The sequence below is a fragment of the Tropicibacter sp. S64 genome (assembly GCF_049803835.1).
Taxonomy (GTDB): domain Bacteria; phylum Pseudomonadota; class Alphaproteobacteria; order Rhodobacterales; family Rhodobacteraceae; genus Pacificoceanicola.
Window position 1 is genome coordinate 22110 of sequence record NZ_JBNAGK010000014.1, and the last position, 24167, is coordinate 46276.

The 24167-nt window shown below is 63.9% G+C and carries 19 protein-coding genes; 14 read left to right on the forward strand and 5 right to left on the reverse strand.

What is annotated here, in order from left to right:
- Positions 1-250: 250 nt before the first annotated feature.
- Positions 251-1063, forward strand: a complete 813-nt coding sequence (locus ACP159_RS20130; protein ID WP_425101508.1) for an N-acetyltransferase family protein — start codon at positions 251-253, stop codon at positions 1061-1063.
- 39 nt (positions 1064-1102) lie between these two features.
- On the opposite strand, the gene ACP159_RS20135 is transcribed toward ACP159_RS20130, so the two are convergent.
- Positions 1103-1807, reverse strand: a complete 705-nt coding sequence (locus tag ACP159_RS20135; RefSeq protein WP_425101509.1) for a GntR family transcriptional regulator — start codon at positions 1805-1807, stop codon at positions 1103-1105.
- A 217-nt stretch (positions 1808-2024) separates the two neighbouring features.
- On the opposite strand from ACP159_RS20135, the gene ACP159_RS20140 reads away from it, so the two are divergent.
- The 6 genes from ACP159_RS20140 (at position 2025) to ACP159_RS20165 (ending at position 7407) form a co-directional block, all read left to right on the forward strand.
- Positions 2025-3212, forward strand: a complete 1188-nt coding sequence (locus tag ACP159_RS20140) for an ABC transporter substrate-binding protein (protein WP_425101510.1) — start codon at positions 2025-2027, stop codon at positions 3210-3212.
- A 108-nt stretch (positions 3213-3320) separates the two neighbouring features.
- A complete protein-coding gene (locus ACP159_RS20145; protein ID WP_425101511.1) occupies positions 3321-4190 on the forward strand; it encodes a branched-chain amino acid ABC transporter permease in 870 nt (289 codons plus the stop codon).
- 2 nt (positions 4191-4192) lie between these two features.
- Positions 4193-5176 (forward strand): branched-chain amino acid ABC transporter permease, encoded by a 984-nt coding sequence (locus tag ACP159_RS20150; RefSeq protein WP_425101634.1) that lies wholly within the window; start codon positions 4193-4195, stop codon positions 5174-5176.
- Positions 5173-5955 (forward strand): ABC transporter ATP-binding protein, encoded by a 783-nt coding sequence (locus ACP159_RS20155; protein ID WP_425101512.1) that lies wholly within the window; start codon positions 5173-5175, stop codon positions 5953-5955. Before ACP159_RS20150 ends, ACP159_RS20155 begins: the two co-directional genes overlap by 4 nt.
- A gap of 12 nt (positions 5956-5967) precedes the next feature.
- A complete protein-coding gene (locus ACP159_RS20160) occupies positions 5968-6681 on the forward strand; it encodes an ABC transporter ATP-binding protein (protein ID WP_425101635.1) in 714 nt (237 codons plus the stop codon).
- A gap of 9 nt (positions 6682-6690) precedes the next feature.
- Complete coding sequence (locus ACP159_RS20165) at positions 6691-7407, forward strand: aspartate/glutamate racemase family protein (protein WP_425101513.1); 717 nt, start codon at positions 6691-6693, stop codon at positions 7405-7407.
- A gap of 325 nt (positions 7408-7732) precedes the next feature.
- Here the strand turns inward: ACP159_RS20165 and ACP159_RS20170 are convergent, their stop codons facing one another.
- Complete coding sequence (locus ACP159_RS20170; RefSeq protein WP_425101514.1) at positions 7733-8602, reverse strand: hypothetical protein; 870 nt, start codon at positions 8600-8602, stop codon at positions 7733-7735.
- Between the two features lie 552 nt (positions 8603-9154).
- Here ACP159_RS20170 and ACP159_RS20175 point away from each other — a divergent pair.
- The 7 genes from ACP159_RS20175 (at position 9155) to ACP159_RS20205 (ending at position 17474) form a co-directional block, all read left to right on the forward strand.
- Positions 9155-9361, forward strand: a complete 207-nt coding sequence (locus ACP159_RS20175; protein WP_425101515.1) for a cold-shock protein — start codon at positions 9155-9157, stop codon at positions 9359-9361.
- Between the two features lie 556 nt (positions 9362-9917).
- Positions 9918-10595 carry a hypothetical protein gene (locus tag ACP159_RS20180; protein WP_425101516.1) on the forward strand — a complete coding sequence of 226 codons (678 nt, stop codon included), beginning with the start codon at positions 9918-9920 and terminating at the stop codon, positions 10593-10595.
- Positions 10596-10927: 332 nt separating this feature from the next.
- Entirely contained in the window at positions 10928-11914 is a 987-nt protein-coding gene (locus ACP159_RS20185; RefSeq protein ID WP_425101517.1) for a TAXI family TRAP transporter solute-binding subunit, read from the forward strand.
- Positions 11911-12396 (forward strand): DUF1850 domain-containing protein, encoded by a 486-nt coding sequence (locus ACP159_RS20190; protein WP_425101518.1) that lies wholly within the window; start codon positions 11911-11913, stop codon positions 12394-12396. The genes ACP159_RS20185 and ACP159_RS20190 overlap by 4 nt, the downstream gene beginning before the upstream one ends.
- Positions 12393-14402: a TRAP transporter permease gene (locus ACP159_RS20195; RefSeq protein ID WP_425101519.1), complete on the forward strand. Its 2010-nt coding sequence runs from the start codon at positions 12393-12395 to the stop codon at positions 14400-14402. Before ACP159_RS20190 ends, ACP159_RS20195 begins: the two co-directional genes overlap by 4 nt.
- A 4-nt stretch (positions 14403-14406) precedes the next feature.
- Positions 14407-16146 carry a sensor histidine kinase gene (locus ACP159_RS20200; protein WP_425101520.1) on the forward strand — a complete coding sequence of 580 codons (1740 nt, stop codon included), beginning with the start codon at positions 14407-14409 and terminating at the stop codon, positions 16144-16146.
- The gene (locus tag ACP159_RS20205; RefSeq protein ID WP_425101521.1) at positions 16143-17474 is read left to right on the forward strand and encodes a sigma-54-dependent transcriptional regulator; all 1332 of its coding nucleotides are present in this window, start codon (positions 16143-16145) and stop codon (positions 17472-17474) included. Before ACP159_RS20200 ends, ACP159_RS20205 begins: the two co-directional genes overlap by 4 nt.
- Before the next feature lie 222 nt (positions 17475-17696).
- Here the strand turns inward: ACP159_RS20205 and ACP159_RS20210 are convergent, their stop codons facing one another.
- The 3 genes from ACP159_RS20210 to clpA all read right to left on the reverse strand — a co-directional run bounded on the left by ACP159_RS20210 (position 17697) and on the right by clpA (position 24109).
- Positions 17697-20975: a calcium-binding protein gene (locus ACP159_RS20210; protein ID WP_425101522.1), complete on the reverse strand. Its 3279-nt coding sequence runs from the start codon at positions 20973-20975 to the stop codon at positions 17697-17699.
- A gap of 439 nt (positions 20976-21414) precedes the next feature.
- Positions 21415-21636, reverse strand: a complete 222-nt coding sequence (locus tag ACP159_RS20215) for a hypothetical protein (protein WP_425101523.1) — start codon at positions 21634-21636, stop codon at positions 21415-21417.
- 148 nt (positions 21637-21784) lie between these two features.
- Positions 21785-24109 carry an ATP-dependent Clp protease ATP-binding subunit ClpA gene (gene clpA, locus ACP159_RS20220; RefSeq protein ID WP_425101524.1) on the reverse strand — a complete coding sequence of 775 codons (2325 nt, stop codon included), beginning with the start codon at positions 24107-24109 and terminating at the stop codon, positions 21785-21787.
- Between the last annotated feature and the right edge of the window lie 58 nt (positions 24110-24167).

A 24167-nucleotide genomic window follows, 5' to 3' on the forward strand; every position in this document is an offset into this window, starting at 1 on the left:
TCGGCCTCGTTGCCCATCGCATGAGAACCGCCTCCAAAATGAACTTTCGCGCGAGCGGCGCGCAGTCGGTCCGACCGGGACGTCACTCTTTGCAGAATGGATATTCCGAACCGCGTCGTCAGATCCGAACTGCCTGGCCGTCATATGTGCAGGTCCGCAAAGAATTCCGGACCTGGCAAGTGTATTGTGCGCTGACACGCTGCGCGGCATACTCCAGCCATTGTATTCTGATCGGCGGCCCGGATTGACCATGAGCGCACATCTCCATGAATACTTCGGAGCGCCCGAGCAACAAGCTCTGCAGCAGCGTGCGGATCATGTCTGGACCCTGTTGAAGGATGATCCCCGGTTCTGCTGTCACGGCCGCGCTGTTGGTCTGGCCGAGGCAAGCGCGGAGACCATCGAGACGCAGGTTGCCCTTGCGAAGCTGCAAGGGGCCTGTTCCGTCGAGGGGGTGCCAAAAGCTCTGGCCGGAACGCGGCACGCCGCGCTGGCCGGGGCCGGGCTCAAGACCGACCAGTTCGACGTCTGGTGTGGAGACGGCGGGGCGCTGAGCGCAGCGGAAGAGGTGATCCGGTCGATCGCATGGCCTTCCGATCTGGAAATCGTCTCGGTCGATGGCTCGACGTCCGGGGAAGACATGGCGCAACTCGATGCGCTCACGCAGTCCTGCGGTGTCCTGCTGCCGATGGGCGCGTTCATGCGCGGCCATCGCCGCCCTGCGGTTTGCCTGTTTGCCCGGGACAGCGCGGGACGGATCGTCGGATCCACCGCCGCTGTCGCGCAATTCCATCCCGGCAGTCCGAAGGCCGGCACCGTCTGGTGGGGCATGCTGGCGACGGATGAGGCCCGGCGCGGTCAGGGGATTGCCGTGTTGCTGGGCGCGCATTCCATGCTCGCGATGCGGGACCGGTTCGGATACGAGCAGGTCTTCACCGGCATCCGCGAGGGCAACACCCCGTCGGAGCGGCTGTGTGGCAAGCTCGGCCTGAGCCCCTCGGACACTGTCGTGATCATCGCGATCGCGCCGGAGCTGTTCGCATCCGGGCGGGTCACCAAGTAGCTCTGAAAGGCTGGCCTGCCGCCTGCCGATCCGTAGGTTTCAGGTTTCCCTGAGCAGTTTCACCAGATCGGGCTGGGTTTTGTGAGACCGGGAGAAATCGAGGTCCATCCGGATGTGATCCAGGTGTTCGCGGGCCAGCGCCGCGGCCCGTTCGGCGTTTCGGGCCTGAATGGCGCCCAGGATCTTTTCGTGTTCGTCTTCGCGGCAGCAGGATGACTTGCCCGATCCGAACATGGCGACGATCAGGGACGTCCGCGTGACCAGTTCCCGCAGGGTCCGGATCAGGAAACCGTTTCCGGAGACCGTTGCGATGAGCACGTGGAACTCCCCTGACAGCCGAATGATCTCCTGTCGGTTGTCGGTGCGTCGCGCCGCCTTTTCCTTCTCGATATGGTCGGTCAGGGCAGCGAGCCCCTTTGCGTCTATGCGCTCGGACACTTGCGCGATCAGGCTCGGTTCGATGTGGGCGCGTGCCTCGAAGACCTCGTCCGCGTCTTTCTGCGTCGGGCTCGCCACGAAGGCTCCCCGGTTCGACCGCAACTCGACGATGCCCTGGCTTGCCAGCAGCAGCAACGCACGGCGCGCCTTCATCCGGCCCACGCCGAAGCTGTCGCAGATGGTCGATTCGCTCAGCTTGGTCATCGGGGCCAGCGTCTGCCGCATGACCGCACTGTAGATCCGATCCACGATCATGTGCTCATCGCCAAGCGACGAGTCCGCATCGAGAATTTTCTGTACTGCCAAACTGTTGGCCTCCGCTGTCCTGGGCTGTGACAGGTCTGTCTCAAGCACTGTAAAGCGAAGACCCATCTTCGAAAACAGTAAGTGACGTCGACAAGATGTCAAATTTTCGTTGACACAGATTGTTAACAATCGTCTTCTTTCGTCACCGCACCACGGTTGTGGACGCGCACAACCCGGCCCGAGGAGCGCCGGGGGAAGGTCAAGGGAGGAGAACACAATGAACCGCAGAACAATCCTGAAGTCTGCCGTGGCAGCCGCCGCCATGTCCGCGTTTGCGGCGGGCAGCGCGTGGGCAGAGAACCCCACATTGAAAATCGGCTTTGTCGGCGTGACAAGCGGTCCGGCAGCCGCCTGGGGCATTTCGAACCAGCGTTCGATGGAAACCCGCGCGGCCTGGATCAACGAGACCGGCGGTTACACCATCGGTGACACGACCTACGACATCGAGATCGTCTCCTTCGACGATCAGAAGGACCCGAAGCGGGCCATCGCCGGCATGGAGAAGATGGCGCAGGAGGGCATTCACTACGTGGTCGGCCCCAACGTGGATGACGGCGCCGCCGCCGTGCGTCCGGTGGCGGAGGCGAACGGGATCATGTATTTCCCCTATGCCTTCCCGAAGGAGCTGTACACCGCACCCGCGTCGAACGCCGTGCTTGGCATGGTCGCCAACTATCAATCCGGCCCGGCGATCTACAAGCACCTGATGGAAAACAACGGGGTCAAGACCGTCGCCTTCATCGCAGCCAACGAATCCGATCCGCTCAGCCAGCGCGATGGCGGTGTTGCCGCTGCGAAGGAACTGGGGCTGGAGGTCGTCTCCGACAACGTGACCTATCAGGTGGACACCACCGACTTCACCCCGGTTCTGACCCCGGTCCTGCGCAGCCAGCCTGACCTCCTGGTGCTCTCCGGCGTGTCGCCCGCCAATGCGCCGCAGCTGATCCGGTCGGCCCGAGAGCTTGGCTTTCAGGGCCTGATCTCGACCGAAACCGCGCAGGACGCGCAGGTTCTAGAGGAAGGCGCAGGTGACCTGGCCAATGGCTTCATCTCCGTGGGCGGCGCCTCGACGCCGGAGCTGGCCTCCGATGCGATGCGGGAATTCGTGCAGCGCTATACCGACATGTTCGGAGAATACAACGACGAGTCGAACACCAAGGTCTACGCGCTCGAATACATTCTCGAGACGCTGAAGATGAACCCTGCGGCCATCGACGACGTCACCGCGTTCCAGACCACGATGGACACGTTCGAGGCTCCGAACCCCTACATGGTGGGCGACGCCAAGCTGCGCTATGTCGGAGAAAGCTCCTTCGGCCAGAAGCGCCAGGTCGCCGTGCCGCTGGTGGTCAACGTCTACCAGGACGGCAAGTTCGACACGCTGTTCGTGGCCGAAGTCGACTGACCCGATCACTCCCGCCCGGCCAGCATGCGTGTTGACCGGAACTCCAAGACCTCCGGGCCCCAGTAGCGGGCCCGGAGCCTGAAAACGTCATGACCCAACGGGGGTGGAATGGAACAGATACTGGCAAACGGTGTCTACCTGGGCGCGCAATATGCGATGATCGCCCTTGGTTTGACCCTGATCTTTGCGCTGATGAACGTGCTCAACTTTGCCCATGGCCAGATGTATGTGCTGGGCGGGTTCGTCACCTACACGATCTACGGGCAGCTTGGTCTGCCCTTTGTCGTCGGACTGGTGGCGTCCTGCGTGACACTGTTCATCCTGGGGGCCCTGATCGAAAGGTTCCTGTTTGCCCCCGTGATCAAGCGATCCTCGCGCGAGGAGAGCACCATGCTGCTCGCGGCGGGGCTCGCCTTCTTCTTCGATGCGGTGATCCTGCTGGTCTTCGGTGAAAAGCAGCGCGGTGTGCCGAAGATCGTGAACGGGGTCTTCAACTGGGATTTCCGGTTGATCATGCCCTATGACCGCATCCTGATCTGCGTGCTGGCGATCCTGTCGATCGTGTCTTTCATCCTCTTCATGCAGTACTCCCGAACCGGCCGGGCGCTGCGGGCGCTGGCCCAAGACCGGACCGCCGCGCAGCTGATGGGCGTGAATGTCGACCGCTATTCGATGATCGGCTTTGCCCTCGGCGCTATGCTGGCCGGGCTGGTCGGCGGGCTGCTGGTCACCATCACCGGGGTCAATCTCGGCATGGGCGGGCCGACCTCGATCAAGGCCTTCATGATGGTGATGATCGGCGGCGCTGGGGTGATCTCCGGAGCGATTGCCGGGGGTATCATCCTCGGCTTCATGGAGGCCATCGGCCTCGCCGTTCTTTCCCAATATGGCGACATCACCTACCTGCTGATCTTTGTGTCGCTGATGATTTTCCTCGCCATCCGGCCGCAGGGCCTGATGGGCAAGCCGTGGGGATGACCATGCTCAAACTCTCGACGTTTCAATGGGTTGGCCTTGCGGTCTTCTTTCTCGCGGTGTTCGTCATCGTGCCGATGACGATCGCATCCTCGGGCCGCACCGACCTGTTCTTCACCCTGACGTCCGTCGGCCTGCTGGCGATTGCCAGCGCCGGGGTCTGGCTCACCTTCTACATCGGCCGGATCAATATCGGGCAGGGCGCCTTCGCGCTGCTCGGGGCCTATGTCTCGGCCATCCTCGTGACCAAGGCGGGCGTGTCCTTCTGGCTGTCGCTGCCGCTTGCCGGACTGTTCGCGGCCCTCGTCGCCGTGCTGATCGGGCTGCCGATCCTGCGACTGCGCGGGGTGTATTTCGCGATGATCACGCTGGTTCTGACGCAGGTCTTTACCCTGACCGCGCTGGCGCTGCCGATCACCAACGGCGCAAAGGGCATCACCTCGATCCCGCTGCCGGGCGGTGTCTCGGTCTTCGGCATCACGCTGATCCCGGATTTCGCCACACTCGAAAACCCGCGACAGGCGTTCTACTTCACCACCGCCGTGCTGATGGTGCTGACCTATGCGGCGCTCTACCGGATCGTGAACTCGCGGCTCGGGCACCTCTGCCGGTCGATGCAGCAGAACGAGGAACTCGCCAGCTCCATCGGGGTCAACATCTCGTACATCCGGGTGCTGATCTTCGCGATCTCCTCCTTCTTTGGCGGCATCGGCGGCGCGATGTTCGGGTCGATTGCACAGTCCGTCTACCCGTCCAGTTTCCAGGTCGCGGACAGCGTGAACTTCATGCTGAACTGCTTCCTCGGCGGGCTGGGTTATGTCTTCGGGCCGATGCTGGGCACGCTGGTGCTGTATTTCGGCTGGGACCTGCTGTTCGAACTCGGCAAGTACCAGATGCTGATTTATTCCAGCCTGCTGATCATCCTGATGCTGTTCCTGCCCAACGGCCTGCTGAGCCTGCGGATGTCCGGGAAGGGAGCGTCGAAATGAGTGCGCTTCTCGAAGTGCGGCACGTCACCCGGAAATTCGGTGGCCTGACCGCGAACAACGACATCAGCTTCGACGTCAAGGAATACGAGATTCTGTCGGTGATCGGCCCGAACGGCGCCGGCAAGTCCACCCTGTTCAAGATGATCTCCTCCTTCCTGCCGACCACCAGTGGCGAGGTGCTCTACAAGGGCGAGCGGATCTCGAACCTCAAACCGCATGTCGTCGCGCGAAAGGGGATCGTGCGGACCTTTCAGGAGACCACGATCTTCAAGTCGATGACCGTGCGCGAAAGCATCGTCGTCGCCCAGCATCTGCGTGCCAAGGCCTCGCTGGCCGGGTATTTCTGGGGCAGCCGGACCGCGCAGGAGGATGTCGAGAGTTTCGGCAGCTATGCCGACGACCTGATCGACTTTCTCGGGATGAGCGCGATCGCCAACGAACAGGCGTCCAACCTGCCGCAGGGCAACCTGCGCGCGCTCGGCATCGCCATCGGCCTGGCCACGGACCCCAAGGTCTTGTTGCTGGACGAGCCGTTTGCCGGGATGAACCACGACGAAACCATGCGGATGGTCGATCTTGTCCGAAAGGTCCGGGACGAACGCGGTGTCACGGTGCTGCTGGTCGAACACGACATGCCCGCCGTGATGAAGATTTCCGACCGGATCGTGGTGCTGAATTTCGGCGAGAAGATCGCCGAGGGCACACCCGTGGAAATCCAGAACGACGAACGCGTGATCGAAGCCTACCTGGGCAGCGCCGATGACGAGATTGGGATGTAGGCCATGAGCAAGATGTTGGAATTCAAGGATGTCGAGCTTTACTACGACCATGTCTATGCGCTCAAGGGCGTCTCCATCGCGCTGGAACAGGGAGAAACCGTCGCGCTGATCGGCGCGAACGGTGCGGGCAAGAGCTCGATCCTGCGGGCGATCACCGGCCTCGCGAAGCCGCGCTCGGGCAGCGTGGCATTCGAGGGCAAGCGGATCGACGGCATGAACCCGGCGGACATCGTCGCCGGTGGCATCGCCATGGTTCCGGAGGGCCGCCGCGTCTTTCCCTACATGAGCGTGCGGGACAATCTGCTGATGGGGGCGTTTACCCGGGGCAAAGGTTCGGGCGTTCAGGACACGCTGGACAGCGTGCTGCAGCGCTTTCCCCGGCTCAAGGAGCGCTACAAGCAATCGGCGGGCACCCTGTCAGGAGGCGAGCAGCAGATGATGGTGATCGGCCGTGCGCTGATGGCCAAGCCGCGCCTGCTGCTGCTGGACGAGCCGTCGCTCGGGATCGCGCCGAAACTGGTGCAGGACATCGCGCGGTCCATCGTGGCCATCAATCGCGACGAGGGCGTGTCGGTGCTGCTGGTCGAGCAGAATTCGCGCATGGCGCTGTCGATTTCCCACCGGGCCTATGCGCTGAGCACCGGCAATGTCGTGATCGAGGGCCGGTCAAAGGACCTGCTGCACGACGACCGGATCAAGGCCGCCTATCTTGGCGGCGATATGTAGGACCAAGACATGAAACTCCTGCTGATCAATCCCAACAGCACCGCGTCGATGACCGAAAAGGCCGCGGTGGCTGCCCGCAAGGTCGCCCGTCCGGACACCGAAATCGTCGCGACCAACCCGGCCCAGGGTCCCTACAGCATCGAGGGCTTCTACGACGTCGCCCTGTGTCTGCCCGGACTGCTGGAAGAGGCGGCCCGGCATGATGATGTCGATGCCGTCATCATCGCCTGTTTCGACGACACCGGCCTCGATGCGATGCGCTGTCTGGTCGACGTGCCGGTCATCGGCATCGGCGAGGCCGGGTACCACGCGGCCGCGATGCTGGCGCATCGGTTCTCGGTGGTGACGACGCTCAGCCGGTCAGTCGCCGGCATCACGGACAATCTGGCGCGATACGGGCTGGCGGCGAAATGCGCCAGCGTCCGCGCGACCGACATCCCGGTGCTGAAGCTCGAAGAGGGAGATCCCGCCTGCCTCGATCTGATCCGCGCGGAAATCGCCGCGGCGATCCGCGAGGACAAGGCCGAGGCCATCGTTCTGGGCTGTGCCGGCATGGCGGACCTGATGCAGCAACTCTCCGCGGAGTTCGGATTTCCGGTGATCGACGGCATATCCTGCGCGGTCGGCATGGCCGAAGCGCTTGTCGCTGCGGGTTTGTCCACTTCCAAGGCGGGCGCCTACGCGCCGGCGGTCGACAAACGACCGGTCATAGCGGCGGCGCTCTGACGGACTTCCGGCGGCTGGCTCCCGGGGGCCAGCGCCGATCGCCTGCCATGTCAGCAGCCGGAGACGCAGCCTGTCGCGCCGCATCGGATCGAAGGGCAGGAGCGCCCGCACAGAACACCGATGCAGGTCTTGCAGCGGCGTGGGCCAGGGGCCCGGAGGACCTCGAAGCAGCGGCAGGGCTGGCAGGCTCTGAACAGTCTCGAACCTGACAGGGGTCTCCTTTGCAAGGGCTCACGGCGTCGACGCACCTTTCTGCGCAAGCTGCCGCTGCGTTGCACCGCGAGGGTCACTGCAGACGCGCCGGAGAAGACCTTGTCGAATTCCGTCATGCCAGCATCGACAGCAACTCTGCCGCCCGCACCGCTCCATCCGGGCCAAGATCGACCGGCGGACGTCGCCGCGGATGGGCGACACGGTCCGCCAGCCAGTCCGCCGCCGCCTGTTCCTGGCCCGGCTCCAGCCCATGGCCAAGACCTGGTCCCCATTGGCGCACCCGCGCCTGCTGATCGTCGAAACTTCGCGGGATGGCCGCCAGCAGGGCTGGCGTGTCTGTCCCGGCCAGCTCCAGCACGGAGTTGTATCCTGCGGTGGAGAGCACCACGTCAGCCCGCTGGAACAACGCATCGAGCCGGCTTCCCGGATCCAGCAACTGATCCGCTTCCGGCAACGCCTCGCCCGCGGCCCGCGGCCCAAGCGCCTGGTTGAGCCGGAACGGAACCTTGGACTGCGCCATCCGGATCACGCGGGACAGCACCGGGTACAGCGCCGCCCGCGTCTCCGGCGTCCCGCCGCCACCCGTCGCCAACAGAACGCCGACCGGAGTGTCATCGGGACGGCGCGGCGTAGTTTTCCTGGCGATCCAGCCCACGCTGTCCACCTTGCACGAAAGCACGGCATGGCGCGGTGGTATCCAGTGATTGGCCGGGTTCGGCACGATGATCCGATCCCAGGCCACCCCGCCTTCCAGTGCCAGCTTCGGTATCCGGTCTTCCGGCGTCTCTCTCAGGATCAGCACCCGCCTGCGCGCCACGTTTCGCAATCCGGGCACAACCATCATGTCTGAGACGGCCAGTGTCGCCCGCGCCCTGTGCGCGGCCTCGGCCATGCCTCCCCGGTCGACGACGATCACCCGATCGAATGCCCCGAGCCCGCCGCCGAGCGCCCCGGTCGCCTCCGCGTTGCAATACAGGCCCATGTCGCCCCCGAATCCGCCGGCACGCAACGCCTGCGCAATCGTTCCAATCCGCTGCAGGTGCCCCAGTCCCGACTTTGCAGAGGCAAAGAACGCAATTCTCCCGTTGCCCACTCCGACCGCTCCTTGAAGACTGTCCGCAGAATACTCGACCCGCCATCGCGTTTGGAAACACCGGCGCACCGGCAATATGGGGCATATGCCCCTTTGGACGTGTCTGCGGGGACAATTGCGGTAGTCGGTCACCCGGACATCGCGTGCCGAATAACCCGATCGAATCCCTTGAAAGCTGCCGTCGCTGCCGACGTCCGGGGCGCTGGCCGGTCTCGCCTCGGCGACAGCGCCAGGGTCCGCGGGATGCCGCCGTCGATCGAAGTATTTTGCGCCATGACGAGACAAACCTTGCAAACTGCATCGAAAACACGCATGTGTGCCGTGTTATCGTTTTTCTCTGCGACCCTCTGCTCCCGTTCATCCGGCTTCAGTCGATCTCTCAGTCTGACTTTGCCGGGCTGCCGCATTCTGTGGGCAGCACTTGAACAGGAGACCACGGATATGGCCAATGGCACCGTGAAATTTTTCAATTCCCAAAAAGGCTTCGGCTTCATCGAAACGGCAACGGGTGGCAAGGACGTCTTCGTCCACATCTCCGCTGTCGAACGCGCGGGACTCACCGGTCTTTCGGACGCCCAGAAGGTGACGTTCGATGTAGAAACCGGCCGTGACGGTCGCGAAAGCGCGACCAATCTGGCGCTGGCCTGAACGATTGGGGCCGTGGGCGCGTCCTGCGCGCACGGCCCGACCATTTGCGGGACCGGGTTCGTCAATGCCCGGACAAACGCCGCGCCGCGCAGCCGTGACAGGCGCCATCGCGACAGCCTTGGGCATGTGTCTCGAACCCTGAGAACGAAATGCGGGGCTACCAAAGCCCCGGTTGGCGCCGCCGATCCGTGTGTTTCCTGCCGATTGGCCGACCCGTTGCGTTGGCCTGCCTGTCCCGGCCGGTGTGGTCGAATCGTCTGGCGGCGCGATCCTTTTTCGCCTTCCATGCAATGCGGTCAGGCGTTTTCTTCGAACTGCGAGAAGTCCGGTACGGGCCGGTCATCAAGGCCGCTCTCTGGCGTTCAGTCCCGGTCTTCACGGACTCGATACGGCGGGCGAACGCGATCGCCGATGCGTTTTCCGATCTCTGTCTGGCGTTGGTGACCGGGCATTGGCCCCGGGTTTCTCCGCCTGGTCCCGCAACCCGCGCAGCGTTTTACGTGGCCTCAGGGCACCGCCCTGATGGTCCCATCCCTCGACCCAAAGGAGCCAAAGCATGCCGACCAACGTTCCAAGAAGACGCGCCGATGCCGTTCAGGACCCGTTCAGAAAAATGCCCAAGGCCAAGAAGCCCGCGGAGCAGCCGAAGGACGTTCCCGCCGTCCTTCTTGGCGAGCACAGCCGCTATCAGATCAAGTCGGGCTGGCTCGCGGGGACATTCGTCGCCCGCGCGTTTCCGAAACCGCCGACGACGGCGCGCGGCATGATCGCCGAGGCGACTGGCGCGACGGAAGAGGCCGCGATTTCCGCGCTGCACGAGGTGATCGACGCGCGGGAAGATCGAAGGACGGGCGAACGGCGAAGGGATCCTCAAAACGGCGTCGATGTCCCCAGCGTCGAAGAATACGTGGAAGCGGTCCGTCAGGTCACCCTGTCCGGCCCGCAACGCGCCATGCTGACTGCCCTGTCTCTGGCGGGGGAGGACGGTCTGGCGGACTCGCGCATGGCTTACGCTGCGGGCTACAAGTCCGAGACTTCGGCCAACAGGTCCTTCGCGGCGACGGGCTTGCTGATCGCCGAATATCTTTCCGCAGGCACTGAGGCCGAGGATGCCCCGATCACCCGCGACGGCACCGCAATTCTCGGATTCAGAGGCGCAACGGCGACCGAAGACGCGACGGGCAACTGGATTCTGCACCCGGAACTCCGCAAGGCGGTGCGTCTGGCCATGTAGTCCAATTGGATCACGGCTTCACCTGAGACCCCTTGGCAGCATGAGGCGGTGTTTCGCGCCTGCGCGCGGATCGCGGCACAGACCGCGAGCGTCTCAACGACTGCGGGCCGGCCGGGCGCGGGCCGAAGCGGCAAGACCCGCTCCATCCGAAACGATGCCGTATCCGCCGCTTTGGCGAATATTCGCCAAACTGCGGGCGGCGAACTGCCACGAAACGTCATTTGCACGGCAATTCTTGGCCGACGCACGTTCGGAAGGGGCGTAACCTTCGAGTATCTCGAAGAGGAGTCGGGAGAAATTTTGGGCACCGTGCCCGCAACGGGAGGACGAACATGACAGAATCTATTAGCCGCAGGGCATTTGGCCTGCTTGGGACCGCTTTTGCCGTGGCTGCCGGCCTTGGCGCGCCAGCGATGGCGCAAAGCCAGCTGTCCATTGCGACCGGCGGGACAGGCGGCGTGTATTACCCGATGGGCGGCGGTCTGGCCGAAATCATCAACACCCACATCGACGGATACTCCGCCACGGCCGAAGTCACCGGCGCGTCGGTGGAGAACATGGGCCTGATCGCACGCGGCGACGCGGATCTCGCCATCGGCCTCGCCGACACCGTGGCACAGGCCTATTCCGGCACGGGCCGCTTCGAGGGGCAGCAATTGCCGATGATCCGCGGTCTGGCGTCGCTCTATGCCAACATGGTGCAGATCGTGGCGCTCAAGGACTCCGGCATTGCCTCGCTCGACGATCTGCGCGGCAAGCGGGTGTCCATCGGCGCACCGGGGTCCGGGACCGAGGTGAACACCAACGCGATCCTCGCGGCGAACGGCATCAGCTACGACGACATCGAAGAACAGCGCCTGAACTTCAACGAAACCGCCGACGCGCTGTCGAACGGGGACATCGACGCCGGTTTCTGGTCCGTGGGGGCGCCCACGTCCTCGATCCTCAACCTTGCGACGACGCAGGACATCGTGATCCTTGCCCTGACCGAAGCCCAATTGGACGCAGCCATGGCCGCGGATGCGACCTTTGCGAAGACCACGCTTCCGGGCGGCAGCTATACCGGCGTCGACGAAGACATCACCGTGCTGGGCATTCCGAACGTGCTGACGGTCTCGTCCGAAATGTCGGATGACGTGGCCTACAACATTACCAAGGCGATGTTCGAGAACATTGCAGAGCTGCAGGCAGTGCATCCGGCGGCACGCGAGACGACGGTCGAGTTCTCGCTGTCGGCAACGCCCGTGCCGCTGCATCCCGGTGCAATCCGCTACTACGAAGAGATCGGCGCCACCATTCCGGATAAACTCCGTCCATGATCGACGCGCTATGGGGAGGGGGAGTCAGACGGCTCCCTCTTCTCGTTCTGCTGCTGTCGCCGGTGCCGGCGGGGGCGGATGCGCTGACGGCGACGCTTGTGGACGGCCCCGAAATTGCCCGCTTCGACGTTCCCGAAGGCACCGGGTGGTGCGTGCTCTGGAACCATTCGGTCAAGGGCTTTCCGGTTTCCGATTGCTACGAGAACCGGGCGGGCCGGATGGTCCTTGTCACCGCGCATCTTCCCGATTTCGCAGCCGGTCTGGATCACATCCCCGGACGCGGACGCCAGGTGACAGACGGGCAGGGCGGTTATTTCATTCTCGACATCAATGAGCCGGTCCCGGGCAATGCCTATATTCTGCGCCCCGGTGCCGGTCCCGTAAATCACCGCCTGCAGGTCGGAGACAGCATTGTCTCCCTGTCCGCGGTCGCGCAGCACCAACGGGTGCGGATCGCGCTGGAAAGGAAACAGGACCGATGACCACCACCACAGAGGACCCTCTTGCCCCGATCGAGCAGCCGAGGACGGTTGTGCGCGCGATCGCGGTGATCGGTATCGCCCTCTCGCTCTTTCAGCTTTACACGGCCGGGCTGCAGCCGCTGGGGCTGTTCTTTCAACGGCCCATTCACCTCGGCTTTGTCCTGGTGCTGTGTTTCCTGATCCATCCTGCTTTTGGACGCCACCGCACACGCGGGGTGGCGGGATGGATCATCGACGGCGCGCTGATCGTGATGAGCATCGGCGCCGGCGCCTGGGTGCCGCTCAACATCGACACCATCGCCAACCAGATATTCCCGCGCACCATCGACATCGTCATGGGCGTCGCGACGATCATCGTCGTGCTGGAAGCCGCCCGGCGGGCGGTTGGCCTGGGCATGACGCTGATCGGGGTGGTGTTCCTGATCTATGCCTTCGCTGGTAACCGGGGCGGGCTGCCCTTTCTGGCCGACTGGATGCCCGGCATCCTGAACCACCGCGGCTATTCGCTGGACCGGCTGGCCAGCCAGATGACCCTCGGCGCCGAAGGCATCTTCGGCATTCCGCTGGGGGTCGCGGCGACCTTTGTCTTCATCTTCGTCCTGTTCGGCGCATTTCTCGAAGTCACGGGGGCGGGCAAGTTCTTCATCGACCTCGCCTATGCCGCCGCCGGCAAACAGCGCGGCGGCCCTGCCAAGGCGGCCGTGATCGCCAGTGCGGGCATGGGCTCGATTTCCGGATCGGCCATTGCCAATGTGGTGACGACCGGGGCCTTCACCATTCCGCTGATGAAGAAGCTGGGTTACCGACCCGCGCAGGCCGGCGGGATCGAGGCCGCCGCCTCGACCGGCGGGCAGATCATGCCACCGCTGATGGGGGCCGGTGCCTTTCTGATGAGCGAATACACCAGCGTTCCGTACGTCGACATCGTCCTGATCTCGATCTTCCCGGCGGTGCTGTACTTCGGCACGGTGTACCTGCTGGTGCACATCGCCGCGGTCAAGCAGGGCATGACCGGGCTTGCCGCCGAAGACCTGCCCGATACCCGCAAGGTCCTGGCCGAAGGCTGGCACTTCCTGCTGCCGCTCGTAGCGCTGGTCGCCTTGCTGGTGGCGGGCTATTCGCCGATGCGGGTGGGTTTCTACGCCATCCTGTCCATCATCGCCGCGGCCTCGGCCCGGGCGCTCTGGACGTTCGTGGCCTCCGGTCCAACGGCATCGGGCTTCGTCGATCTGTGCAAACGCGGCATCGGCCTGACCGTCGAGGCGCTCGACCTCGGGGGGCGCAATGCGGTCGCGGTGTCCGTGGCCTGCGCGGTAGCGGGCATCATCGTGGGTGTCGTGGGGCTGACAGGCCTCGGGCTGAAATTCTCGGCCATGATGATTGCCTTTTCCGGTGGCAACATCGTCCTCGCGCTGATCCTTGTTCTGCTGGCCAGCCTCGTTCTGGGTATGGGTCTGCCGGTAACGGCGGCCTATATCGTGCTGATCATCCTCGTGGGCCCGGCGCTGACCGAGCAATTCGGCATCCCGCTTTTGATCGCGCATCTGGTGGTGTTCTGGTACTCTCAGGACAGCAACGTGACGCCGCCCGTGGCGCTCGCGGGATTTGCCGGTGCCGCGATTGCCGGGTCGAAGCCGATGGAGACAAGCGTTCAGGCATGGAAATACGCCAAGGGCCTCTACCTGATCCCGCTGTTCATGGTGTTCAACGAGGAAATCATCGTTGGCGGTCCTTTGCCCCTGGTCCTGTGGGCGGGCGCGGTCGCGATCCTGGGACTGGTGGCCTTTGCGGCCGTGCTCGAAGGCTTCCTGTTCCGGCCCGTTCCGGTCTGGGTCCGGGTCTTGCTGGTGCCGGGTGTCGTGGCCCTGTTCTGGCCGGATCTGGGGATCGAGGCGGCAGGCTTTGCCCTGGTCGCCTTGCTGCTGACCATGAACTGGGCGCAGGCGCGGCGGGACAGGGACCTGCCCGGCGGTCCGCCCCGGGCGCAGGCCGCGCCGGACCTCTGAAGCCATGATGCTGGTCCGGCCGCTGAGTCTTGCGGCGCTTGTCGGGGCGCTGGTCTGGGTTTTCGCCCAGAACCTCTCGCTCGGCCTCGCACGCACCGAACTGGACCAAACCCTGCTTCTGACCGAACGCGCGGTCGAGGCGGAGGTGGAGCGCTTGCGTTCGCTCCCCTCCGTCGCGGCCGAGGACGTGCGTGTGCGCAACGCGCTGGCCGGGGTCGGCGCGTTGCAGGCCGCCAATATCTACCTGGAGACGGTCGCGGTTCACGTGCAGGCCGGAGACCTGTTTCTGATCGACGCGCGCGGTGACACCATCGCGGCGTCGAACTGGAACAGGCCGGGCAGTTTTGTCGGTCAGAACTACGGCTTCCGGCCCTATTTCCAGGAGGCGATGGAGCATGGACAGGGCCATTTCTACGGCATTGGCGTGACCACCGGCGTGCCGGGATATTTCCTGGCGAAGCGGATCGACGTCGGTGACGCGCGGGGCGTGCTGGTGGTCAAGATGGATTTGCGCCCGTTGCAGGCGATCTGGCGCACGGCGGATGCGGATGTCGCCCTGGCCGATGAGAATGGTGTGGTGTTCCTGTCGGCGCGTCCCGATTGGGAGTACCGTCCGCTGAGACCGCTCCGCCCCGATACACTTGCGGAACTGGCCGTCACACGCGCGTTCGCGGGCGTGGACCTGGCTGCGGCGGAACCGCTTCTGGCGGAACCGTCGGACCCGGAAGATGCGGCGGGGAACGGCTGGATCGGACGCATCGCCACGATGCCGTCGACGGGCTGGCAAGTGATTGCCGCCCGTTCCACGTCCGGGCTGCAGTTGCTGTCCCTGGGTGCGGCGGTGCTGGCCATGTTCGCGACGCTTGCCCTCGTCGGAACCTTGAAGGCCTGGGACCAACGCCGGCAGATTATCGCATTGCGGCTGTCACAATCCGACAAGCTGGAGTCCATGGTCCGTGCCCGCACCGCCGATCTGGCGCGGGAGATCGAGGCCCGAACCCAGGTGGAGGTCGACCTGCGTGCCACGCAGCAGGCGCTCGTTCACACTGAAAAGATGGCCGCTCTTGGCCGCATGTCCGCTGCGATCGTGCATGAGATCAGCCAACCCCTCGCCGCGATGGAGGCCACGCTGTCGGCGGCGGAACTGGGCCTGACCAAGGGCGATACCGCCACGGCCACCCGGCTCGACAAGGCGCGCGGGCTGATCCGCCGCATGCAGCGCACGACGAAACATCTTAAGAGCTTCGCTCGCAAGGACGTTGCGGAGCGCTCGCTGATCGACCTTGGCGCACCCGTGGCTTCGGCGCTGGAACTGGTCGCGCCCCGGGCGCGGGACATTGGTGTCGTGCCGGTGTTTCACACACCGGGCGAAAGGATCGAAGTGATGGCCGGTGTCGTCCGCATCGAACAGGTCGTGGCCAACCTCTTGCTGAACGCTCTCGACGCGGTGGCCGGTTTTCCAGACGCACAGATCACCGTCACGCTTGCGGCCGGGGACGGCCTGGCCCGGCTTTGCGTGGCGGACACGGGCAAGGGCATTCCCGAAGCCGACCTGCCAACAGTCACCGAGCCGTTCTTTTCGACCAAGGTCAGCGGGGAGAGCCTCGGTTTGGGCCTCGCGATCTGCAAGGCGATCCTGTCCGATTTTCATGGCACGCTCGACATCGAGTCCGAACCGGGCAGGGGCACAGAGGTCACCGTCTCCATTCCCCTCGCCATCGCAACCGGAGCAGAGGCCGCATGAGCGCACGCATTTTCATTGTCGATGACGATGAGGATCATCTTTCGGCACTGGCCGACCTGATGGACGCCTCGGGATACACCGTGCAAACCTTCGGCGGGGCTGCGGCTGCCCTTGCGGCGATGACGCAACAGCCGGATCTTGTCATCACCGATCTGCGTATGCCGAACATGGACGGAATCGCCTTGCTCAAGGAACTCAGGCTGCAGAAACAGGTCGTACCCGTCGTGCTGCTCACAGGTCACGGCGATGTCGGCCACGCGGTTGACGCCATTCGGGCGGGCGCTGAGGACTTCCTCGAAAAACCCTACGAGTCCGCGCACCTGCTGGCGGTCATCCGTCGCACGCTGGAGGCGCAGGCGACGCGCAACGAGGTCGCCCGCCTGCAACAGGTTCTGGCCGAGCGCGCCGACGACAGCATCCTTGGACGGTCGCGTGCGATGCAACGATTTCGCAAGCGCATTTCCGTGCTGGCGTCGGTCGATCTGGACGTGCTCATCACCGGCGAGACCGGCACGGGCAAGGAACTGGCCGCCCGCGCCATCCACGCCGCAAGCACGCGGTCTGATGGGCCGTTCGTGGCACTCAATTGCGCGGCATTGCCGGAAACCATGGCGGAAACCATTCTGTTCGGCCATGCCGAGGGCGTTCTTGCGCATGATGCCGCAGGGCGGGTCGGCAAGCTGGAGGCGGCGCAGGGTGGCACGCTGATGCTGGACGAGGTCGAAACGATGCCCGGGGGCATTCAGGCCAAGCTCTTGCGGGTCTTGCAGGAACGCAGTTTCGAGCGACTGGGCGACACGGTCGCGCGGCCCCTCGACGTGCGGGTGATCGCGACATCGAAAACCAACCTGCGCGTGCTCGATACGTTCCGGCCGGATTTCTTCTATAGGCTGGCCGGAGCGGAACTGACGACACCAACCCTGCGTGAAGCGGGCGAGGACATCCCCCTGATCTTTGCCCATTACGCCCAGCTTGCCGCCCGCCGCTATGGCCGGGAGGCGCGGAAACTGCCCTGGGCGCTGGCACAAACTCTGAAACGCCAGGTCTGGAGCGGCAATGTGCGCGAGTTGAAGACCAGCGCCGAGGCCTATGCGCTGGGGCTGGCGGAGTTCGAAGGCACCGGCGCACCCGCGTCCGCCCCGAAGACCCTTGCCGATCGTGTCGCCGAATTCGAAGCGCGTGAAATCTCCGCGGTTCTGGATGCCCATGCAGGCAACACCCTTCGCGCGGCGGAAACCCTCGGGCTGCCGCGCCGCACGTTAAACGACAAGATGCGACGCTACGCGATTTCTTCCGACGCCGAGCGCAAACCGGACGAAACCGGATAAGGTTGTCGAAACCGTCTCGTGTCCACGCCATGCCACGCACGGACTTCCTCGATGCCATCGCGAAAGTACAAGGCCGGCCCTTCGTGTTTGACCGTCCGGTTGGAGCGGTTGGCATGGGCGTAGTGCCGGGGCTTTCCGGGTTGATGTCGCCTGGGTGACGCCAGATTTTTTAGCCCATTCCGAAAGAGTGCCACCGATAACAGCGCCCGACCTTCCGGTCTGTCAGACAAGAACGAAGTCGGCGTCCGTCAACTGGCCGAGGTTCACGTTTTCGATCGTCACGTCGCCCTTGGCGAGGTGGAGGACCACGTCGCTCCCGACCTGGCTCATCGAGAGGTCCGCGAAGGTCGAAATCCCCGGCGAGGAGATCCGGATCACATCGATTCCGTCCTCGAAGTCCTTCACCGTGTCGTTCCCGTGAGACCAGTCGAAGACGAAGGTATCGGCATCGCTGCCCCCCCAGAGCACGTCGTCACCCGGCCCGCCGCGCAGTTCGTCGGCCCCGGCACCGCCATCCAGCGTGTCCGCTCCGTGGAACCCCGCCAGCAGATCCGCGCCGTCGCCGCCGAGAATCGAGTCATTGCCGGTGTTGCCCCAGAGCACATCGTCGCCCGCGCCGCCGTCCAGCGTATCGTCGCCGCCAAAGCCGCCCAGCGTGTCGTCGCCCGCGTCACCGAAGAGCTGGTCATCGCCGTACCCGCCGCCAACGACATCGTTGCCCAGATCGCCGTACATCGTGTCGTTGCCGTTTCCGCCGCCGAGGGTATCGTTGCCCCAGCCGCCATAGCCGATGTCGTCGTCGCCGCCGCCCCAGAGCGCGTCGTCGCCAAGGCCGCCCAACAGCGTATCGCGGCCCGCGCCGCCGCCGAGGGTGTCATGGCCTTCGCCGCCATCGAGGAAGTCCGCCCCGTCATGGCCGCCGAGCAGATCGTCGCCGGTCCCGCCCAGCAAGGTGTCGTCGCCGGTGTTGCCCCAGAGTTCGTCGTTCCCCGCGTTCCCGGCGAGATAGTCGTCCCCGGAATAACCGCCGAGCGTGTCGTTCCCGGCGTCTCCGTAGAGGGAATCGTCATCGCCGCCGCCCCAGACTTCGTCATCGCCATCGCCGCCCCGCAGCATGTCGTCGCCATTGCCGCCGCCGAGCGTGTCATTGCCCGCGCCACCCCATGCGCGGTCGCCACCATTGCCCCCCCAGATCGCATCGTTGCCGAGCCCGCCTGCCAGCGTGTCGATGCCATCGCCGCCGAGCAGCAGGTCATCGCCTTCTCCGCCGTCGAGGCTGTCATCGTCCGCCTCCCCGCCCAGGGTGTCGTTACCGGCTCCGCCCAGCAGGGTGTCGTTGAACCGCCCTCCGAAGAGGGAGTCGTTTCCGGCGCCCCCGTCGATGGAGTCGTTTGCGATATCCGCAAGGATGGTGTCGTCGCCTGCGCCTGCAAGGATCGTATCGTTGCTGGCGTACCGACTGGTTCGGGTGGTGGACACGCCACGCGAATAGGCCGCGAGAAAGTCGTCACCGCCGCCGAGCTCACCGTAGAATTTTTCGCCGGAGTACCAGATTTCCTCCGATCCGGCGCTGCCGTGAAAGACGGTTCGGAGCTGATTGGCGGTTGTGTCGTAGCTGGAGCCGAACCGGAAGACTTCGATTCCGGTGAAGGTTCCGGAATAATTGGTTCCGCTGTACGGGCCATATTCTCTCATCGTGCCGGCGGTCACGTCGACTTCCATGGCATCCACCAGCATGAGCACGTCGCGTCCGGGTCCGCCATCGACGTGGTTCAAGACGGCCACGTTCAGGGTATCGTCACCCGCGCCGCCGTTGATCTGTCCGGGGCCGAATTCGAAAGAGTCGTCCATACCGGCTTTGATGTAGTCGTTGCCGTCGCCACCCTCGATCGTCCCGGCACCGTCAATCCAGTCGTCACCCGGGCCGCCGTCGATGGTTCCCCATGAATCGAACGCCGTGATGGTGTCATTCCCGGCGCCGCCGGTGATGGTTTGCCACAGCATGATGGTGGTGTAGGAATTGGCATACTTCAATCCGGCCGTGATCAGGTCATCGCCGTCGCCGCCATGCAAGGCATTGTTGCCGAGGCCGCCGTCCAGCGTATCGTTGCCCGGGCCGCCATCGAGGATGTCATAGCCCGCACCGCCCAGCAGCAGATCGTTGCCAGCGTCACCGAAGAGCACGTCATTGCCGTCGCCACCCGCGAGATAATCGGGATCGTCGCCGCCGGTCAGGCTGTCGTCGTCCGGCCCGCCGATCAGCACGTCGCTTCCCGCACCGCCATCGACGGTATCGTTCCCGGCCAGCCCGTCGATGATATCGTCGCCGGGTCCCGCATCCAACGAATCGTCGCCCGTCGTCAGGTTCGTGACGACTGCGTTTTGTGACAGGTCGAAGACCGACCCGATGATCTGACCCCCAAGGCTTTGCATGCCGTTGAACGTCACGAGCACGTTGCCATCAGCCATGACATCGAAGTCGGTCTTGGTTGTCAAGGCGGGGCCATAGGTGAGTTCCACCGGTTCCGACACCGGCACACCCGCGGTATCGAACACCTGTCCGAATATCGTCTTCCCACCATAGTCATGCCAGGCAACGATCAAGGTGCCATTCGGCAACCGGATCGCAGAGTCGATGACACGATCGTCAAACGCATCCGCGAACATCGTGAATTCCGGCACCAGAACGGTACCATCCGCAGCCAGGATGACGGCCTTGTAGTCGGATCGCCCGACACCTGCGCTTTCCTCCCAGATCTGAATGACAGAGCCGTCTTCCAGAATCGTGATGAGTTTCATGTCGTAGCCATTCGGGGCACTCACCGGGATTGTCATCGCCGTTCGCAGACTGCCGTCGAGATCAAAGGTCGTGACGATCATATTGTCCCCGTCGCGGTACACCGTTGCGAGACTGCCATCGTCGAGCTGGACAAAAGGTATCGGCTCGTTGGCGTATCCTCTCGTGACGTTCGCAGTGCTGACCGGGGCAAGCGTCTGCCCTCCGATCATCGTTCCGGAGGCGTCGAACTGCTGGAAATAGATCGCCGTTCTGTCGCTATCCCAGACGATCAGGTATCCTCCGTCGTCGAGCGGAATGATATCAGGATCGTATTCGAACCCTGTCGTCAGCGTGTTGACCTGTGTTTCTGCTCCCGCAGGCAGACCGTTGGCATCGTAGACTTGCTGGTAGATGTTGCCATCGGCGCGAGAACTCCAGGTGACCACGAAACCGCCGGTTGGCAGAGCGCCGACGCGAATTTCGTTGGTGAAACCGTTCAACTCGACAACGCCGCCAATCGGGGTTCCGTCCGCGGTGAAGCGTGCGCCGAGGACCCGGGTATTCTGCACGATGTTGCTGAATTGCGACCCATCCCACGCAACCCAGACCACCATCACGGTGCCGTCGGTCAGAACCGTGCTCTGAATGGAAAGCGGTTCTCCGAGGTTTGAATAATCGATGTTCCAGGTGCTCGGGGTGGGTAGAAGTCCAGCAGTAGCCATAAAGGAAAACTCATTTTATCAGTGTATTACAACTCCGTCAGACCATAGGCGGCGCCTTGGCACAATCGCTTTCTGACGCGACTTGACGTCAAGCGGCCTCCTGTTGAATCGTGTCGCCTGCGCAGCCTGTTCCAAAGCCCGTGCTGAAACGTGCTAATCCATGAGATGCCGAAACGGGAGCTGCGTCGTGACCCGCCCCTTCCCGTTACGAGATCGAGGGCAAGCTGGCGCCATTCCCGTATCGGCTCCAATAGAAAGATTACGGGACGAGGCTTTTGGGGGGTTGGGTGTTTCGTTTGAGAATGCCGCAAATTTCGTGATCAGCGAGCATGGGAGAATTGTGAAGGAGGTGCAGTTGGCCAACGAGCGCCGAGGCGCTGTTACGCCCGAACCGCATTCCCGGTCCGGAGGCGGAAAGAACCGGCCGCCAACTGGCAGGTCAGGGTCGTGAGCGGCCGAGTCGAACCGCGTTGCCGCACTGCTGATCGCCCTCGAATCCTGTGGCAGGGAAAGTGTCCGGCACGCCACCGCGCACGGCCTCGACGATGCCGCTGGCACTGGTGAGCATGGCGATGCCGGAATTCACGGAATCGTAGACGCCCCAGGCAAAGTCGATACCCCGGTGTCCGTCCCGCGTCGGCAACCCGCAGTTCGGATCCATCCGGTCCGGCCCCGGCTCACGACCGCCATAGGCTTCGATGGTGCAATCCTGCCCGAGGGTGCAGGCAATGGACAGGTCCAGACATGCGTCCGCCGCGAGAGCTGGTCCCGCGGCGGTGAGGCGTTTCAGGGCAAAGGAAGACCCGGTTTCATTCCGCGGTGAGAAGCGGCGGTTTCTTCGAACTCAGGCGCGGATTCTCCGGCCCTTCGATACCCAGCACCAGTTCGCCATCCTTGACGGAGACCTTCACCACGCCGCCCTTGGCGAGCTTGCCGAACAGCAATTCCTCCGCCAGCGGCTTCTTGATGTGCTCCTGGATCACGCGGCCGAGCGGGCGGGCCCCCATCTTGTCGTCGTAGCCCTTGTCCGCGAGCCATTCCGCGGCGGGGCGCGTCAGCTCGATGGTCACGTTGCGGTCCAGAAGCTGGGCTTCCAGTTGCAGCACGAACTTCTCGACCACCTGCAGGATCGTGTCTTTCGGCAGCGGCGCAAAGCTGATGACCGCGTCGAGGCGGTTGCGGAACTCCGGCGTGAACGTGCGTTCGATGGCCGCCGTATCCTCGCCTTCGCGACGATCCCGGCCAAAGCCGATGGCCGACTTCGCCTGCTCCGCGGCCCCCGCGTTGGAGGTCATGATCAGGATCACGTTGCGGAAATCCACCGTCCGGCCGTTGTGGTCGGTCAGCGAGCCGTGGTCCATCACCTGCAACAGGATGTTGTAGACATCCGGATGTGCCTTCTCGATTTCGTCGAGCAGCAGGACGCAATGCGGATGCTGGTCCACGCCATCGGTCAGCTGGCCGCCCTGATCGAAGCCGACATACCCAGGAGGTGCACCGATCAGGCGGCTGACCGCGTGCTTCTCCATGTACTCAGACATGTCGAAACGCAGCAGCTCGACGCCCAGTGTAGAAGCCAGCTGTTTGGCCACCTCGGTCTTGCCGACGCCGGTGGGACCGGCAAAGAGATAGTTGCCGATCGGCTTCTCCGGTTCGCGCAGGCCGGCCCGGGCCAGCTTGATCGCCGACGACAGCGCCTCTATGGCCTTGTCCTGACCGAAAACAACGCGCTTGAGCGACTTCTCCAGATCCTTGAGCACTTCCGCGTCGTCCTTGGAGACGTTCTTCGGCGGAATGCGGGCGATCTTCGCCACGACATTCTCGATCTCCTTGACGCCGATGGTCTTGCGGCGCTTCGACTCCGTGACGAGATGCTGCGCGGCACCAGCCTCGTCGATCACGTCGATGGCCTTGTCCGGCAGCTTGCGGTCGTTGATGTAGCGGGCCGACAGTTCCACAGCGGTGCGGATGGCATCGGCGGTGTATTTCACGCCGTGATGCTCCTCGAAATAGGGCTTGAGGCCCTTGAGGATCTTGACCGCATCTTCGACCGACGGCTCGTTCACGTCGATCTTCTGGAACCGGCGGCTCAGCGCACGGTCCTTCTCGAAGTGCTGGCGGAATTCCTTGTAGGTGGTCGAGCCCATGCAGCGCAGCTTGCCGCCCTGCAGCGCAGGCTTGAGCAGGTTGGACGCATCCATCGCGCCGCCAGAGGTCGCCCCGGCGCCGATCACGGTGTGAATCTCGTCGATGAAGAGAACCGCGTCTTCGTGATCCTCCAGTTCGGTCACAACAGCCTTCAGCCGCTCTTCGAAGTCGCCGCGATAGCGGGTGCCGGCCAGCAGCGCCCCCATGTCGAGGCTGTAGATCGTGGTGTCGGACAACACTTCCGGCGTCTCGCCCGCGACGATCTTGCGCGCCAGACCCTCGGCGATCGCAGTCTTGCCCACGCCGGGATCACCCACCAAGAGTGGGTTGTTCTTGCGACGGCGGCAGAGCACCTGGATGCAGCGCTCGACCTCGTGGTCGCGGCCGATCAGCGGGTCGATGTCGCCCTCGCGAGATTTCGCATTGAGATCAACGCAGTATTTCGCAAGCGCGGATTCCTTGTCGGCGGACGGCGCCTCGGCTTCCGGGGCCTGCGCTTCCTCTTCCGGGGCGCCCTGAACCGGACGGGACTCGCCGTATGCCGGGTTCTTTGCCACGCCGTGCGCGATGAAGTTCACCGCATCGTAGCGCGTCATTTCCTGCTCCTGCAGGAAGTAGGCCGCGTTCGACTCGCGTTCGGCGAAGATGGCGACCAGCACGTTTGCGCCGGTCACCTCTGTCCGGCCCGACGACTGCACATGGATGGCAGCGCGCTGGATCACGCGCTGGAACGCGGCGGTGGGCACCGCTTCGGAGCCTTCGATGTCGGTCACGAGGTTGGACAGGTCTTCGTCGATGAACTCGACCAGGGTGGTTCGCAGCTCTTCGGTATCGACCGAACAGGCCTTCATGACGCGCACGGCGTCGGGCTCGTCGATCAGGGCCAGCAAAAGGTGTTCGAGGGTGGCAAACTCGTGGCTGCGCGAATTGGCCAGGGCCAGCGCCGAGTGGATTGCCTGCTCCAGGGTGTTCGAGAATGAAGGCACGAGTGTGCTCCTCTTGCTATGCGCCGATCCGGGGATCAGCTTCGCCTCATTACCTTAA